Here is a 13,909-nt window from a genome sequence, read left to right as displayed (position 1 = left end):
TTGGGTATAATAAGTGTTTAAAACTTTTAAAAATTCTGTGTTTTTGGTAAACTGAAAACATCGCTCATTTTAAGGGAGGAGGATAAATATGAAAGTGTTTTTTAATTTAGCTTGGTTTTTTAAGCAAGAAAAACGAGCGTACATAATCGGAATTATTATGTTATTTGGTGTCGCGCTTCTTGAACTTGTAGCGCCAAGAGTACTAGGGATTGTAGTAGATGAAATTAATAATGGAACATTAACGTCTGAAAAATTGTTGAACTGGGTTATTCTATTAGTAGTTGTAGGAATTGCGATGTATATATTACGTTACTTATGGCGTATTATGATTTTTGGATCTTCTTTAAAACTAGCTCGTCAACTGCGAAAGAATCTATATGAACATTTTACTAAGATGAGCCCATCCTTTTATCAATCACGTCGCACAGGCGATTTGATGGCACATGCGACCAATGATATTCAGGCGATTCAGCAAACTGCGGGGTCAGGTGTTTTAACACTCGTTGATTCATTAGCTGTTGGAGGATGTGTACTCGTAGCGATGGGATTTACAATTAGTTGGAAGTTAACGTTATTAAGTTTAATTCCGATGCCAATTGTAGCTATTTCTACAAATTATTATGGAACTTTATTGCATAGAAGATTTCATAAGGCACAGCAATCGTTTTCTGAAATCAATGATAAAGTACAAGAAAGTATGAGTGGGATGAAGGTAATTCGCTCACTTGGACAAGAGAAAGAGGATTTACAAGCGTTTCGGAAAAAATCTGAAGATGTCGTACATAAAAATATGCTAGTTGCACGTATTGACTCGTTATTCGATCCAACGATTTCCTTAATTGTCGGATTTTCATTTTTAATCGCAATTTGTTACGGATCATTATTAGTCGTACGGGGTGAATTAACTGTAGGGGAATTGGTAACATTTACAACGTACTTAGGGACACTTGTATGGCCAATGTTAGCGTTTGGATGGCTATTTAATATTATGGAGCGTGGACGTGCTTCGTATGATCGTGTGGAGAAAATACTTTCACAAACTTCAGATGTAGTGAATAGGGAAAATGCTATAAATACTATAGCAAGTGGTGATGTTTCGTTCGCTGTTGATTCGTTTTCTTATAAAAAGAATGAACTATTAAACTTAAAAGATATTTACTTTAACTTAAGAAAAGGTGAAACGTTAGGAATTGTAGGACGTACCGGTGCAGGGAAGACGACGTTGTTAAAATGTTTAATTCGAGAGTATGATCATTTTAATGGTGAATTAAAAGTTGGGGAGCGGGATATTCGAGATTTAACACTTCACGGTGTGCGTTCTGCAATTTCATATGTACCGCAAGATCACTTTTTATTTTCAGCGAGTATTGGGGAGAACATTGCTTTTGGAAAGGCCGATGCTACATATAAAGAAATTAGCCGCGCTGCTGATATTGCTTGTATTCATAATGATATATTTCAATTTCCAGAAGGGTATGACACTGTAGTAGGTGAAAGAGGCGTTTCACTATCAGGAGGTCAAAAACAGCGAATCTCTATTGCGCGCGCATTATTAACAAATGCTGAAATTTTAATATTAGATGATTGTTTATCAGCCGTAGATGCAAAAACAGAAGAAACTATTTTAACTGCATTGAAACGAGAAAGGGCAGAGAAAACGACGATTATTACTGCCCATCGTTTAAGTGCTATTCAGCATGCAAATCTTATTCTTGTTATTGATGAAGGTAGAGTTATGCAGCGAGGGACACATGAGCAATTAATGAAAGAAAATGGTTGGTATAAAGAAATGTACGAAAGCCAGCAGTTAGAGGCATTAGTAGAGAAAGGGGGCGTATGATGGTTGAGAAAAAACGGAGTGATTTAAGAAGGTTGCTTTCTTATATGAGGCCGTATAAAGGGTTATTAGCGTTAGCATTTTTATTTCTAGTTGGTGCAACTGTAACTGAAATGATGGGTCCTTTTTTAATTAAACAATTTCTTGATGAACACTTAGTGCCAGGTAACTTTGAACAATCAGCACTTGTAACCCTATTTGTAGTGTATATTATTGCTCATTTATTAAAAGTATTATTTACTTATTTAGACTTATTGTACTTTCAAAATATCGCTTTTAAGATTGTCCAAGATATGCGAGTTGAAGTGTATGAACATGTTCAAAAATTGTCATTAAGCTTCTTTGATCGTACGCCGATTGGTACGCTCGTATCCCGCATAACGAATGATACAGAAGCGATTAAGGATTTTTATGTTAGTGTACTATCAACATTCGTGAAAAATGTAGTCTTTTTAGTAGGGATTTTAGTAGCGATGTTTTTATTAGATGTAAAATTAGCGCTATTTTCGCTCATATTAATTCCGATAATGTTTGCAATTATGGTGTTGTATCAACGGAAAAGTGCAGCTTTTTATTTAGAGGTACGCAATCAGCTGAGTATATTAAATGCAAAGTTAAATGAGTCCATTCAAGGTATGAATATTGTTCAGGTGTTCCGGCAAGAAAAGCGGATGAGAAAAGAATTTGAAGAAGTGAACAATAAACATTTTAGTGCTGGACGTCGTACATTGAAATTAGATGCATTACTTTTACGTCCAGCAACAGATCTTGTTCATATTGTAGCAATTGCGTTAGTACTTGGTTTATTCGGAATCGATGCTTTAAAGAGTCCTGTTGAAGTAGGGGTTTTATATGCTTTCGTTAATTATATTCATCGTTTCTTCCAGCCGGTAAATGAGATGATGATGAAACTATCTTTCTTCCAGCAAGCGCTTGTTTCATCATCGCGTGTATTTCATTTAATGGATGATAAAGATTTAGCTCCTGTTCAAATGGGGAGTGAACAGCCAAGAGTAGTTAACGGAGAAATTCAGTTTAAAGATGTTACTTTTTCATATGATGGAAAGCGTGACGTTTTAAAAAATGTATCTTTTCACGTAAAGCCAGGGCAAACGGTTGCTTTCGTAGGGCATACTGGTAGCGGAAAGAGTACGATTATGAATTTATTAATGAGATTTTACAATATTAAATCAGGAAATATTGTAATAGACGGAGTAGATTTAGAGAAGTTTGAAGAACAAGAAATTCGAAAGAAAATTGGTCTTGTGCTGCAAGATGCATTTTTATTTGCTGGAAATGTAAAGCAAAACATTCGTATGTATAATGAAGAGATTACGGATGAAGAGATAGAGGAAGCAGCAAAGTTTGTGCAAGCGAATACGTTTATTGAAAAATTACCAGAGCAGTATGATACTGAAGTTGTCGAAAGAGGAGCTGCATTTTCTAGTGGTCAAAGGCAATTAATTGCTTTTGCTAGAACGATAGCAACCAATCCGAAAGTATTAGTGTTAGATGAAGCGACGGCAAATATTGATACAGAAACAGAGGAGGCTATCCAAACGGCATTGCAGCAAATGCGAAAAGGCAGAACAACGATAGCGATTGCGCACAGATTGTCTACAATCCAAGACGCGGATCAAATATTTGTTATGCATGAAGGGAGAATTGTAGAAAGCGGAACACATCAAGAGTTACTTAGTAAACAAGGACTTTATTACAATATGTACTTACTGCAAAATAAAGGTAGTTTGCAAAAGGCCTTGTAATTACAAGGTCTTTTTTGCGGTGTTAAAAGTGTATTAATGGAGTTTCTGGTGTACAGTGTAGTTTCAATTTCACTTTTTTCTTAAATATCTCGACAAAATAAATATATTAGAACTTTCTTACTATAGCATAAAAGTCGTGTCCACTAACTGAAGTTATACATATTGTATACGGAATAAAAAAATTTGATAGGAGCTTTTATATGCAAAATAGATCCAGTTCAAATATTACGTTTATCGATGTGTCTCATTGGGAAGGAAACATCGATTGGAATGCTGTGAAGTCATCTGGTATTCCAGCGGCGTATGCAAAAGCGACGGAAGGTGTGAACTATATTGACCCTACTTTCGTTCAAAATGTACAAGCCGCGAGAAATGCGAATGTATTAATTGGTGCATATCATTTTGCGCAGCCAGAACAAAATGATGCCATTTCAGAAGCGAAATATTTTGTGAATATATTACAGAGTAATCAGACGGACTTAATTCCTGTTTTAGATTTAGAATCGCCAACGGATACTAGCAATAGTAGTTTAACGGGTGCGATGATATCGAATTGGGCAAGAAGTTTCGTAAATTATGTGAAACAAGCTACTGGGAAAAATGTAATGTTATATACAGGAGTTTGGTATATTAATGAATTTGGAATTAGCGGGTTAAGTGACATTCCACTATGGATTTCCAGATATTCTAGTATACCGCCTGCTGATGCTGGTGGATGGACAGAGTGGACAGCATGGCAGTACACAGATTCTGGTCAAATTTCAGGTGTAGGAAATTGTGATGTATCAGCAGCTGTTTCATTAGAAGCTTTACAAGGAAATGGAGCAAGTGGTGGAGGTAATGTTCCCACGCCTAATAATGCGACTCCGGTATACGGAGTTGCTGTAATTAATGGAGATAATGTGAATTTACGAAGTGGACCATCTTTACAGTCTAGTGTAATTCGCCAATTGCATCGTGGCGAATCATATGAAGTTTGGGGAGAACAAGATGGATGGCTCTGTTTAGGGACAAATCAGTGGGTATATAATGATTCAAGTTATATTCAGTATAAACATTATGTGGCAACTATTACTGGCGATAATGTGAATCTGCGAGACGCTCCATCATTAAACGGGAATGTAATAAGACAGTTACATCATGGTGAATCATATCGAGTGTGGAGTAAGCAAGATGGATGGCTTTGCTTAGGTACAAATCAATGGGTATACTATGATTCAAGTTATATTCAATATGGTGTGCAATAAAGTGAAACTTTAATTGATGAGGATTGTCCACACTGATTATTAGACAATTGACCAATACCAATTGTTTTTCACCAGCAGTTTTACTATAAAAAGGCATCTTATTTGAGAAGCCTTTTTATAAAAAATATATTATTTTTACAAATTGTATATTAAAAGCATAGTATAATATAATCGATATATTTATAAAAATAATCGGACGTGAAATAAAGGAGAAAAAATATGGAGTATGTGCTAATAGGTGGGATTTTAATATTATTAGCTGCAGTGTTTGTACTGTTTTATAAAAATAAACAGTTAGAATCAGAAAGTCAGCAAGTGGAATTTGAAAAGAAACAAGCGATTGAAACGTATGAAAGTGAAATTGCAGCTACGATTACAGAGCATAAAGAACAACAAAGTACTTTGAAGAATATGGAACAGAAAAAATATAATGATTTACAAGTGAGTACAGCTAAAGAACTTGAAAATATGCGTATGATGAAAAATCAACTAGCTGTTCAACATAGTAAAGAACGTAGTGAAATGCAAGATAAACATATTAACGAAATACATATGTTTCAAAATTTAATTGCAGATTTACGAGAGTATACAAAAACTGGTGCTGAAATGAGTACGCACGAAACGTTACATTATATGAAGCGAGGTTTTGTCGAGCAAGGAATCATACTAGAAGAAGAACTTCATATTATGCCGAACATTTTTATGAGAAGTAATAAATATAGAAACAAACGTGAAATAAACGATAATCGAATCCATCACCTCATCTTATGTAAAGCTGGCATGTATTTACTTGAGACGAAAGAATGGACGGGAAAATTAATCCATGGCTTAACGAGAGAAAATGCGGGTATATATTCATTTATGATTGATGAAATCGGCAAGTATCAACATGAAATTGAAAAAGAAGAGACATTTGAATTTATTACGGATCAAACTTCATTAACTTTGCAAGTAAGAAATGAAGGGAATCCAGTATATAAAGCGGAAAAATTAGCTCAAACTGTATATGATTATTTGGAAGAAATACAAGTAGATATTGTAAAGGAAAAAGTGAAACCGGTTGTATATTTTGAAAATGAGAGTGGCAAAGAAGTTATTGATCTTTCTAATGAAAAATTGCCGAGATTAAAAGATAGAGAGCAAATTGTAACGTTTTTCAGAAATGAAATGTTAACAGGTAAAGTAATATATACAGTACAAGAACTACAAAAGATTAGAGATATAATTGGCCAGATGAATTATGTTACGAAGTGAAAAGTAAAGTGAGACTTTAGTCAATGGGGGATCAACCCCACGCCGACAATTGGTTATATCAATTGGGCATTTACAGGCAAACTGATTTCCACTTAATTTCTTTGCTGTACGGCCGAATTTTGAGGTGCGAGTCATACTGATCGTAAATAGCGTGATAAAGTAGGTGCGTTAGGTGGAGAAAGGTAAAAGCTCTATATTTTGGGGAATATTGTACATTTATTTTTGTTTGTATATAGTAATGTATCTTGTGTTTATTTTTGTTATTGATATGGTTCATGTGTCATTGAGTGTAATGAGTATTTTTGTAGTAGCAATGCCTTTTATTCTACTAGTTATTATTCAAAAGGCTGTCTTACATGTATCAGCAAGACGTGATAAAGATAAGAAACAGCTGTTCACTGTAATGATGGTTGCTCTCATTCCATTGATAGTATGCACTTTACAATTAAGTTTAAATAAATACACTTCAAATTTTAATCAGGATCGGTGGTTAAATGATGAAGAAAAACGGGTATATATGATAGATGACTTATTAAAGCGGCATAAATTGATAGGGAAATCAAATGAGGAAATCATAAAATTGTTAGGGGCCCCTACGAAAACAAGCAGTTTGAAAACGGGAATTACTACACTATACTATCTTGGGAATGAACGTAGTTTCATTCCTATAGATAGTGAATGTCTTGTTTTGCAATTTGATAAAGATGGTAGAGTTATAGAGTATAAGGTACAACGAGATTGAAATAGTGAGAGGAGAAGCTATATCTTTTATAGCTTCTTTTCTATATTCCAATATAGAAAAAACAGGCAAATAGTAGTCATTCCTATCTATACGAATGAGATAGAGTTTGTTATATTGTAAAGGGTTATTTAGTTTAGAAGTTTGCTAGATAGCCTTAAATATTTTAGATTAGGGAGGGAAGTTAACACGAATTAAGATATAAACGTGTTAAATAATTAGTATGAAAAAAGGATTTTATAATGTTTTAGCTGCATCAATTGTATTTAGTTTGGCAACTATTCCAAGTTCTTCCTATGCTGACACAGTAGAAAAGACTGTAACAATTTCAACTGACGAGCAAGCTTTAAAAAGTATTGAAACCCATATGAAAGATGAAGATGGGCGTGGAGAGGACAAAGGAATAACAAATGAAGCGCAAGGAGATTTTCTTGTACATATAATAAGTTCAGCATCTTTATTTGATTCTGCTGATTTACAAAAAGTGACAGGTGTTCAGCTTTCTAATCAAGTAGTGAAAGCCGAAAAACGAAAAGGAAACGCTTACTATGTACAAACAGAATCTGGAGCTGGGTGGATACAAAGTAGTGAAGGAAATGTAGAGGTTAAGGAAGTTTATCGCTTGGCAAACGAAAAGTTAGTAATTAATGAAGAGACAGCTACATATTCTGCACCATTTAATTCATATAAAGATGAGAAAGTGTTACAGCCGCAAACAATTATTGCAATTGGACAAGTTGGAGAGTGGTTCCAAGTCCAAATAGATAATGAGGTGAAATGGATTTATTCACCTTCAGCAAAATTTGAGGGTACAAAAGCATCTCTTATTCAAAGTACAACTCCAACTCGTACGAAACGTGCAGCGGTTATGTATGCAGCGCCATCAGCAGAGAAAACAACGGATATTTACGGTGTACCATTAAAGGAAATGATTGTACCAACAGGTAATGAAAATATTCGTCCAGGTTATGCGATGAAACCAAAATACATTACAATTCATGAGACAGATAATTATAGTGTTGGGGCAAATGCTAGCAACCATGCACAATATTTATACAGTCAAGCAACAGGAACGACTGATCGTTCAGCATCTTGGCATTTTACAGTAGATGATAAAGAAATTTATCAACATCTACCATTAAATGAAAATGGTTGGCATGCTGGAGATGGAGCGGAAGGAACTGGTAATAGAGAATCAATTGCAATTGAAATTGCTGTCAACCAAGATGGTGATTATAATAAAGCTGTGGAAAATGCTCGCAAACTAGCAGCATATTTAATGGGGGAATTAAATATTCCTTTAGAAAATGTGAAAAAACATCAATTTTGGAGTGGAAAGAATTGTCCGGCCATTATGATAAAGAATAATGCATGGGAGCCATTTTTACAGGGAACGAAAGCTTATTATGATGCGAATCATAAAGATGATATAACTGGTGGTTGGTATGAAGCAGATATTCGTGAATTAGATAAAAGAGGCATTATGGTTGGAGACGGAAAGGGTTCTTACTGGCCAGAACGTCTTGTAACACGTGGTGAATTTGCGAATTTAGTTTCAAGATCATTGCAATTACCAGAGGGAAAATCGAATTTCAAAGATTTAAGCACAGCTCATCCATCGCTAGTAGATGGTATTAATCGTGCAGCTAGTGCTGGGATTATAAGTGGACGAGGAAATGATATATTTGCCCCGAATGATACGATTAAACGTGATGAAGCTGTCATTATGATTGATCGTGCATTGCAATACAAAAATATAAAAGGTAATTTAGTTCCATTACCATTTAAGGATCAAAATTTAGCTTATGATAAACAGGCGGTTCAACGTGTTTATGGGTTAGGTATCGTAAAAGGGAATGAGAATAATGAGTTTATGCCAAAAGGTTCTGCAACACGTGGGGAATCCGCAGCATTTATTAATAGAATGTTAAAAGTAATAGAGAGTAAATAATGGAAAGGCATTCGCTTTGGCGAGTGCTTTTTTATTTTTCAATATGTTATAGAAAGGGGATATGAATTTTGACTGGAATAAGGAATGAAAGTGGAGGTGATGCATATATTTAGAGGCATTGGGTAGTTTTTGTATAAAATGAAAAGGAGGTAGGACGGTGAAATCAATACCGACTGAAGTCCTGAGTAAGGAATTGATGGAAAGAGAAGGGGTTATATCTATTACAGTGATGGAATTTGAAAAGATAGAAGTGGCCGGGGTAGTTGTTTCTGGTCCCGCTGTTATTTTGATTAATCAAGAGTAAGTACATATTATTAATATAGAAAAAGTAGAAAGAGCATCCATTTAGGATGCTTTTTGTTTGTATAGAGGTGCGCATGTGATAGATAATTGGAATATTGGAGGGGGAATATGTGGCAATTATTATAACAATGTTATTAATGGGAGTTTTATTAGGGTTTGTCGGAGCAGGAGGAGCTGGATTTATCATCGCGATACTCACTTTAGTATTCCATATCCCTATTCACGTTGCTCTTGCAACATCTCTAACTGCTATGGCATTTACGACATTATCTGGGGTAGTAAGTCATTATAGAGAAGGGAATGTTGTATTTGTAATAGGCGGAATTGTTGGGGGATTTGGAGCGATTGGTTCCTTTATTGGTTCAAAGTTTGGTTCGCTAATACCAGCGAATCTTCTACATTGGTTTACAGCGGGAATGTTATTTTTATCTGCAATTTTTATGTTTATTCGATTAATTATATTTCAAAAAAAGGAACGGTCGTCTTTAAAAGGGCATAACGAACTTTCGAAAGATAACTTGATTAAATGTATATGTCTCGGACTGGTTACTGGAATGTTGGCTGGTTCATTTGGGATTGGTTCAGCACCCTTTATCCAACTTGGATTAATAGTTCTATTAGGATTAACAATTCAGCAATCTATAGGGACGACAATGCTTGTTATATTACCAATCGCAATTGGAGGTGGGCTTGGATATAGTTCGGAAGGGTATTTAGATTATGTATTATTAGTACAAGTTTTAATTGGAACAATGTTAGGGGCATATATAGGAGCTAAGTTTACAAATTATGCACCTCGGATGCTTTTAAGGTTTTCAATGATTATGACACCGATACTAGCTGGATGTATGTTGTTAGTAGAGTAAAGAAAACTATTAATATATTTTACGAATGAATTATGTAAGTAATTCATATTTCCCATATAAAAGGATTTGCTTTAATATAATGAGTGTAAAGTTCGAGTATTCGAAGTATTACTTGAATTATATCCCTATCCCTTTTCTAAAAAATGCGAACAAGTTTTGCCCTATTCTATTCAATAGTTTATTGTATAGAAATATATTGTTCGATGACCATTATGGAACGCACATAATGGGTAAATCCCGATCCTTAAAGAGGATGCCCCTAATCTTCATGTGAAAATATGATCGGATAAGAAAGCTGGCCAATTTATGGTCAGCTTTCTTTTTGTTCAATGAGTAATTCTTCTTTAATTTCTGTTTGCAATAATAAAGTTTTTCCGAAGCGCCGTGTGCATTCAGCCCGTACTTTTTGGATTGCTAGTAGCTGAGAAGTGGCGGGCACTGTGACGATAGCCTGCCGAGGTTCTCGATTTTCTTCACAAAAAACACATTCCACAACATATTTAGAAATCATAATTTCATCCTTCCGGTTTGAATTTCTAAGAAGGGACTGCTCATGAAGTTGATGTAATCTTTCGTCATCGTTTTACTTTATTCCTCTTTTTTCAAGGATATATATAGAAAGATCGAAATTTAGTATGGGGGGAGATGGGATGAAAAGATGGATTGGTACGGCAGCTATATGTATGAATGAAAAGAATGAATTTTTAATGGTACTACAAGGAAAAGTAGATGAAGAAAAACGATGGACTGTGCCAAGCGGGGGACAAGAAGAGGGAGAAACACTTGAGGACTGCTGTGCTCGTGAAGTGTGGGAAGAAACGGGTTATGAAGTGAAAATTATAGAAAAACTATGTGAAAAGAAAGGGATAACATATGGGGGGCCAGTTCATGTGCATTACTATATTGTAAAGTTAATAGGCGGTAACATGAAAATACAAGACCCTGATGAGCTAATACATGAAATAGCTTGGAAAGGAATTGATGAAGTAAAAGAATTATCTTTATCTTTTCCAGAAGACCAGGAGCTTGTAAATAAATATATAAATAAAAAAGCAAGTGTTTAACCACTTGCTTTTTTTTTAGTGTAACCAAGATAAAAAAAGCGGAACGATAACTAAACTAGCTCCAGCTGTTAAAAGCATTGATAAACTTGCAATTGTACCTTCTACAGGACCGATTTCAAATGCTTTTGATGTTCCGGTGCCATTCGCGCTAGTACCTAGCATTATACCTTTTGCGAGCGCTGTTTTAATACGACATATGCGTATGAGCGTAGGACCGAGTAACGCTCCAGTTAAGGCAGTTAATACGACGAAAACTGCTGTTAATTGTGACATGCCGCCAATCATTTCTGAAATAGCCATTGCAATAGGTGTTGTTACAATGTGCGGTGCTAAACTTTGTTCTATTGTAGAGTCAATTTGAAAAAAATTAGCTAGTAGTGCTGAAGTAATAACTGAAAGAAAAGAACCGACAATGACATTAATTAAAATAGCAGTGCCATGTTTTTTTAATAGATCAAAATACTTATAGATTGGCCACGCGAAAGCAACCGTTGCAGGCTTTAATAATTCTGTTAGCCAATGACTACCAGATTCGTAGGTTTCGTATGGTGTATCTAATCCGAGCAATAAAGCAATTAAAATGATTGGGCATACAAGCAGGGGAGAAAGTAAGCTCCAATTCCAACGTTGATACATTTTTTTAGATACCCAATATGTGAATAGTGTTAATAGCAAACAAAGAAAGCCGATCATTGTGTTGATCCTTTCCGCTTTAATAGCAATTCCGTTAATAGTCCTGTTACGAGAGTGACACAAAGTGTACTAATCACGATAATTAAAATGAGATCGATTCCATACTGTGATAATGTATCTTTGTAACGAATGACAGCGACTGCAGAAGGGATGAAAAATAAAATAAGTTCTTTTAATAAAAAGTCTGCACCGTCTTGTATCCATTCTTTTTTCACTATGTTAAATTTTAATGAGATTAATAATAGAAAAATACCGATTATACTTCCTGGAACCGGGAGGTGTGCCTGTTTTGCAATCCATTCACCTGTCCAAGCGAAACAAAATAATAATAATATTTGTCCGCTTAACTTCCACCATTTCATACAGTAACCACCTCTTTCTTTTTTTACATAAAAATTGTAAAAAAGAATTAACAGTTTCTACTATACGTTCATTCGAAATATTTGTCTAATATATAAATTATATGTTATTAATATATTAGATGTATTAATCGAAAATGAAAAGGGTGTCCAAAATGGAATTACGGCATTTGCAATATTTTGTTGTAGTGGCAGAGGAATTACACTTTGGACGAGCAGCTGCTCGTTTACAAATGACACAACCACCGCTTAGTCAACAAATTCAGCAATTAGAAAAAGAAATGGGAGTTATGTTATTTTCAAGAACGAAGAGAAAGGTTGAATTAACAGAAGCAGGAGAAATGTTTTTAAAAGAAGTAAAAAAAGCGTTTGAACAAATTGAAAAAGCAGTAGAAGTCGCACAAAGTGCGCAAAGGGGAGAAGTTGGATCACTTTCAATTGGTTTTGTAGGTGCGGCGATATATGATATTTTACCGTCAATCGTCAGAGAGTATAGAAAGAAATTTCCGAGAGTGTCTGTAGCATTACATGAATTGTCAACACCGGATCAGGTGCATGCACTTCATGATAATCGAATTGATATTGGATTTTTACGTCCGCCAATTCCAACGCAATTACTTGAGTTAGAACCAATTCAAAAACTTTCGTGTACGTTATGCTTACCAAAGGCACATCCGCTTGCTGAAAAGGACGAAATACATATCGAAGATTTAAGGGATGAACCGTTCGTATTTATTACGAGACCAGTATGGCCAGCGTTATATGATACAATTTTATCACTTTGTCGTGATGTAGGTTTTAGTCCGCACATTGTACAAGAAGCAACGGAGTATCAAACTGTCATGGGTCTTGTAGCAGCAGGTATTGGAATTACGGTGATACCTGTATCAGCAAATAAATTGTATAAAACAGAAGTTGTGTATAAGGAGCTATGTGACTCTAATTTTGTAGCAGAAATGTCGGTGGCTTACAAAAAAATGAATACTAATCCAGAACTGTTAGAGTTCTTGAAAATTGCAAGAGAGAAGAAAAGAATAGAAGTTGAGGATGAGATTAATTAAGTTATTAAAAAGTACACCTCGTTAAACACTAAAGCGGAAATGCAATAGTATTGCATTTCCGCTTTAGTGTTCTTTTTTTAGTTCTATACTAAAGAGATAAACATGTTCGTTTTCTTTTAATAGTTGGTCAATAGCGTTTTTTTCCTCAAGCATTGGGATTCTTACGGTTTCTTTATTCGTTTTTATTATAGCTGTTAAAGTCGTTTTTTGATTATATTTTAATTTTATAGCAGATTGAAGAGTAGTAGATGCAGAGCTATTTATACTTGGAGGTGCTTCTTCAGGAACGAGCATGGAACTACCTTCAATATTAACATACCAATGTTTTTGCGCTTGTATATCTTTATCGAGTTGGGATTGAGGTGGTAAAAAAGAAAGCTTTACTTTCTTTTTTGGAAAATGTGAGGTAGCTGTATTCACAATTTCGTTTGTTTTTTTACCATTTTGATAATAATCAATTGTGGCATGTATTTCATCTTTTTCATTTTTAAGTGTAACGCTATAAAACATGCTGTTTCCTTCTTGAAAAGGGGTCATTTGTAAAATAGAAGATTGCTCTTCTGTTAATTTGTATGGCTCAACAATCGCGATCTCATTGTTTTTAAGTGGGCTACAACTTGTGAGAACTAATAAACACAAGATTGATAGTAATTTTATACGCATGCAACCCCCTCCTTTTTACAATTATATTCTTAATATGATTTTTTTACCATTTTATTTTCTAGGACTAAAGACTTAGAACAAATTCAGATTGTAGTGCGATGTTTAA

14 protein-coding genes are annotated in these 13,909 nt (G+C 34.8%); 10 read left to right on the top strand and 4 right to left on the bottom strand.

Annotated features, from left to right (window positions below):
* Nucleotides 1-88: 88 nt before the first annotated feature.
* The 8 genes from BAU23_RS27155 (at nucleotide 89) to BAU23_RS27120 (ending at nucleotide 9,963) form a co-directional block, all read left to right on the top strand.
* Nucleotides 89-1,840 carry an ABC transporter transmembrane domain-containing protein gene (locus BAU23_RS27155; protein WP_000862309.1) on the top strand — a complete coding sequence of 584 codons (1,752 nt, stop codon included), beginning with the start codon at nucleotides 89-91 and terminating at the stop codon, nucleotides 1,838-1,840.
* Complete coding sequence (locus BAU23_RS27150; protein ID WP_016130094.1) at nucleotides 1,840-3,603, top strand: ABC transporter ATP-binding protein; 1,764 nt, start codon at nucleotides 1,840-1,842, stop codon at nucleotides 3,601-3,603. The genes BAU23_RS27155 and BAU23_RS27150 overlap by 1 nt, the downstream gene beginning before the upstream one ends.
* A gap of 200 nt (nucleotides 3,604-3,803) precedes the next feature.
* A complete protein-coding gene (locus BAU23_RS27145; RefSeq protein WP_071735583.1) occupies nucleotides 3,804-4,850 on the top strand; it encodes a GH25 family lysozyme in 1,047 nt (348 codons plus the stop codon).
* Nucleotides 4,851-5,069: 219 nt separating this feature from the next.
* A complete protein-coding gene (locus BAU23_RS27140) occupies nucleotides 5,070-6,104 on the top strand; it encodes an NERD domain-containing protein (protein ID WP_016130091.1) in 1,035 nt (344 codons plus the stop codon).
* Between the two features lie 172 nt (nucleotides 6,105-6,276).
* Nucleotides 6,277-6,846 (top strand): MFS transporter, encoded by a 570-nt coding sequence (locus tag BAU23_RS27135; protein WP_000410754.1) that lies wholly within the window; start codon nucleotides 6,277-6,279, stop codon nucleotides 6,844-6,846.
* Between the two features lie 220 nt (nucleotides 6,847-7,066).
* Nucleotides 7,067-8,794 carry an S-layer homology domain-containing protein gene (locus BAU23_RS27130; RefSeq protein ID WP_000715239.1) on the top strand — a complete coding sequence of 576 codons (1,728 nt, stop codon included), beginning with the start codon at nucleotides 7,067-7,069 and terminating at the stop codon, nucleotides 8,792-8,794.
* Between the two features lie 157 nt (nucleotides 8,795-8,951).
* Nucleotides 8,952-9,098 carry a BC1881 family protein gene (locus tag BAU23_RS27125; RefSeq protein ID WP_000836278.1) on the top strand — a complete coding sequence of 49 codons (147 nt, stop codon included), beginning with the start codon at nucleotides 8,952-8,954 and terminating at the stop codon, nucleotides 9,096-9,098.
* A 109-nt stretch (nucleotides 9,099-9,207) separates the two neighbouring features.
* Nucleotides 9,208-9,963, top strand: a complete 756-nt coding sequence (locus tag BAU23_RS27120; protein WP_000974642.1) for a sulfite exporter TauE/SafE family protein — start codon at nucleotides 9,208-9,210, stop codon at nucleotides 9,961-9,963.
* A gap of 310 nt (nucleotides 9,964-10,273) precedes the next feature.
* Here BAU23_RS27120 and BAU23_RS27115 read toward each other — a convergent pair whose 3' ends face one another.
* Entirely contained in the window at nucleotides 10,274-10,474 is a 201-nt protein-coding gene (locus BAU23_RS27115; RefSeq protein WP_000624199.1) for a DUF3903 domain-containing protein, read from the bottom strand.
* A gap of 139 nt (nucleotides 10,475-10,613) precedes the next feature.
* On the opposite strand from BAU23_RS27115, the gene BAU23_RS27110 reads away from it, so the two are divergent.
* On the top strand, nucleotides 10,614-11,027 hold the full coding sequence (locus tag BAU23_RS27110; RefSeq protein WP_071735581.1) for an NUDIX hydrolase: 414 nt from the start codon (nucleotides 10,614-10,616) through the stop codon (nucleotides 11,025-11,027).
* Between the two features lie 15 nt (nucleotides 11,028-11,042).
* On the opposite strand, the gene BAU23_RS27105 is transcribed toward BAU23_RS27110, so the two are convergent.
* Both BAU23_RS27105 and BAU23_RS27100 read right to left on the bottom strand, forming a co-directional pair.
* Nucleotides 11,043-11,720, bottom strand: coding sequence for an LrgB family protein (locus BAU23_RS27105; protein WP_000578967.1), 678 nt, complete (start codon nucleotides 11,718-11,720; stop codon nucleotides 11,043-11,045).
* Entirely contained in the window at nucleotides 11,717-12,082 is a 366-nt protein-coding gene (locus tag BAU23_RS27100) for a CidA/LrgA family holin-like protein (RefSeq protein ID WP_000872360.1), read from the bottom strand. Before BAU23_RS27100 ends, BAU23_RS27105 begins: the two co-directional genes overlap by 4 nt.
* 152 nt (nucleotides 12,083-12,234) lie before the next feature.
* On the opposite strand from BAU23_RS27100, the gene alsR reads away from it, so the two are divergent.
* Entirely contained in the window at nucleotides 12,235-13,140 is a 906-nt protein-coding gene (alsR, locus tag BAU23_RS27095; RefSeq protein WP_000423231.1) for an acetoin biosynthesis transcriptional regulator AlsR, read from the top strand.
* Between the two features lie 63 nt (nucleotides 13,141-13,203).
* Here alsR and BAU23_RS27090 read toward each other — a convergent pair whose 3' ends face one another.
* Nucleotides 13,204-13,803 carry a histidine kinase gene (locus BAU23_RS27090; protein WP_071735579.1) on the bottom strand — a complete coding sequence of 200 codons (600 nt, stop codon included), beginning with the start codon at nucleotides 13,801-13,803 and terminating at the stop codon, nucleotides 13,204-13,206.
* Nucleotides 13,804-13,909: the final 106 nt, after the last annotated feature.

This window comes from Bacillus nitratireducens (assembly GCF_001884135.1).
In the GTDB taxonomy this organism is placed as follows: Bacteria; Bacillota; Bacilli; order Bacillales; family Bacillaceae_G; genus Bacillus_A; species Bacillus_A nitratireducens.
The sequence above is the reverse complement of the archived record's forward strand: the minus strand, read 5'-3'. Positions and strand labels throughout refer to the sequence as shown.